General features: G+C 37.2%; 4 protein-coding genes. All 4 read left to right on the forward strand.

Translation table 11 applies throughout. From position 1 onward, the window contains the following. The first annotated feature begins 102 nt into the window (after nt 1–102). The 4 genes from O1449_RS16235 (at nt 103) to O1449_RS16250 (ending at nt 2,479) form a co-directional block, all read left to right on the forward strand. Nucleotides 103–1,188 (forward strand): protein rep, encoded by a 1,086-nt coding sequence (locus O1449_RS16235; protein WP_269239919.1) that lies wholly within the window; start codon nt 103–105, stop codon nt 1,186–1,188. Nucleotides 1,189–1,192: 4 nt separating this feature from the next. Then, nucleotides 1,193–1,498 carry a hypothetical protein gene (locus O1449_RS16240; protein ID WP_269239913.1) on the forward strand — a complete coding sequence of 102 codons (306 nt, stop codon included), beginning with the start codon at nt 1,193–1,195 and terminating at the stop codon, nt 1,496–1,498. Between the two features lie 74 nt (nt 1,499–1,572). Continuing rightward, complete coding sequence (locus O1449_RS16245; protein WP_269239915.1) at nt 1,573–1,794, forward strand: hypothetical protein; 222 nt, start codon at nt 1,573–1,575, stop codon at nt 1,792–1,794. Between the two features lie 394 nt (nt 1,795–2,188). After that, nucleotides 2,189–2,479, forward strand: coding sequence for a hypothetical protein (locus O1449_RS16250; protein WP_269239917.1), 291 nt, complete (start codon nt 2,189–2,191; stop codon nt 2,477–2,479). The last annotated feature ends 96 nt before the right edge of the window (nt 2,480–2,575 follow it).

Consider the following 2,575-nt stretch of genomic DNA (forward strand, 5'->3'; position numbering starts at 1 on the left):
CCAAGAGAGGTTATCTGTACCCTCGTAACTGATGGGGAGGGGAATTTCCGTGCCGTTGATGAAAATGGGCGGGTTCTTGGTATATTTACTAAATCTCAGGTAATCCACGGCTCACAAGGCTTTCAGCGTTCTAACGATTTTATACTTCAAGACCAATCTGCAAAATTATTACCCAAAGAACGGGTCTGTAACTGCTTAAAAAAACGCATTGATAGATACAAACCGCGTGAAGTTAAATACAACGAAAATCGAAAAAAAGCCCATTATGCTAATGTTCAGCGTTGTGGCTCTATATGGTCGTGTCCAGTTTGTGCCAAGCAAATTACTGAAAAACGCAGAGAAGAACTCAAAAAGGGCTTAGAAACGTGGAAAAACGTTCATAGAGGCTCAGTTATGCTACTGACCCTTACCTTTAGTCATTCTCAGTCAGAATCGCTTAAATCGCTCTTAGAACGCCAAAGAAAGGCATATAAAATTTTTCTTGAAACAACCAAGGTAAAAGAAATATTCAAACACTTTGGGGTTAAATACAAAATTCGTAGTTTGGAAGCTACCTACGGTCAAAATGGTTGGCATCCGCATTTTCATGTATTGCTCTTAGGCTATTTTTCTTTAGATGATTTGTCTTATCGAGATCTTCTTGCGGAATTATGGATTAAGTCTTGTGTTCGAGCTGGTCTTAATGCTCCTAGCATGACTCACGGATTAGATTTAAGAGATGGCACTTATGCCGATCAGTATGTTTCTAAATGGGGAATTGAATCAGAATTGACAAAAGGGCATGTAAAGAAAGGTCGTAACGGAGGGTTTACCCCGTTCGACTTGCTCCAGTTCTCTATGTATAACGAATCAGTTTTTGATAAAGATTGCGGAAAATTATTCCAAGAATTTGCTATAGCTATGAAAGGTTCACGCCAATTGGTTTGGTCTCGTGGTCTTAAATCACTTCTAGAATTGGAAGAAAAAACAGATGAAGAATTAGCTGAAGAAACAGAAAAAGACGCTATTACTTTACGCACCATCGATGATTTTATTTTTAGTTTGATTTGCCATTATCAAAAGAGGTGGGATTTCCTTAGATGCCTAGAAAGGGACTATGAAAACGGCTGTTTTGGTACTGGAGAGACAGAGCAATTGCTCACAGATATTTTGGAAAAAGAACACATTAGATTAGGTATAGCGAGTTAATACAATGGAAAAATTTGATCAATACGCACATAAAGAACAGTACTCGTTACCACGTACCGCAAAGTTAGTTGGCTTTGTTGTGGTCAATGAAGAAAAAGAAGATATTTTGGCTTTTTTTGATGAAACTGACGGAATTCTTCGATCTGCTTATACAAAAGCTCTTTCCGCTGCTTTGCGTTTCAAAACAATTCAAAAGGCACAAGATGTTATTGAAACATTGGAAAAACCTTTACTCGTATCTGCTGTCTATGAAACTAAAGGTAAATATTTTGCTGCCTGCGTTATGAAATATACGCCCAATTCTTATTAATTTTTAAATCGCTGAATGATCGGATTGCCCTCCTTTCATTCAGCTAATCACAACGATCTGACAAGGAGATCATCATGACTGTTGCACATACTACATTGCTTGAATTCTTAGGCAAGCATATTAAATATCAAGTGGCTGTTGATACATCATTTGATGAATCAGGATTCGTTGATGAATCTGGATTAGTTACTGGAGTTCTCTTTGAGCTAAACGGTGACTTTCAACTTTGTGTCAAAATTGATGGTTATGACTATGAGGAATTTATCCATTATTCAAAAATGAAAATTTTCAATTAATTCTCCTTTGTGCCCTGGTTTTGACTGGGGTTTTTTTTGTCATACAAAAACTACCATTTGTTATACGTTTGCCTATCCTGCCTTAGATAATTTTTAGTCATGACTAAATTTTTAGAGGGGATGTCTATCCCCGAACTGATGCATTACGCCTTAAAACCTTCTCTCCCTGATTACAAGCTCCCATTGGGTGAGAATCCGTAAGAACCGAGCTATGCTCGCAGATTTCTTTAGCTGCCGTGCGATAGAACGAATGAACGAGGAGGGAGGATGAGCTTAGCGAAGAACGACCCGACCAAGTGAATGAGTGATAGAGCAAGGCGGTATTAAAAATATGCAGTGACAACGCGTGTTTTAAGTGTTACTTTACTATAAAATAGTTACTTGATTAAGTTTTATGTCTAATCAAAAGAAACGTATTGCATTAACTGTTCCTGATGATGTTGATAATGTTTTAGATAGATTGTCTGTTTTGACTAAAGCACCTAAAACAAAATTGATTATGGAAATGCTTCAAGAATATTTGCCTATTCTTGAACGTACTGCTGATGCCTTAGAGCAAATTATTGCTGATAAGGAAAATGGCAAAGATATTGCCAAGAAATTCGTGAGTGAAATGTTACTTGATGGGAATGAAAAATTAGGAGCTATGGCTACTGAAGTTAAGGCTTTTAATTCGGCTAAATAAGTAAAGCCCTAGTGATTGCAGTCATTAGGGCTTTGAATCCAATTTGTACGAGCAAGTACATAGGAGTAACTATTGTACGTCCTACGTGAAAATAAA

The sequence above is a fragment of the Acinetobacter sp. TR3 genome (assembly GCF_027105055.1).
In the GTDB taxonomy this organism is placed as follows: domain Bacteria; phylum Pseudomonadota; class Gammaproteobacteria; order Pseudomonadales; family Moraxellaceae; genus Acinetobacter.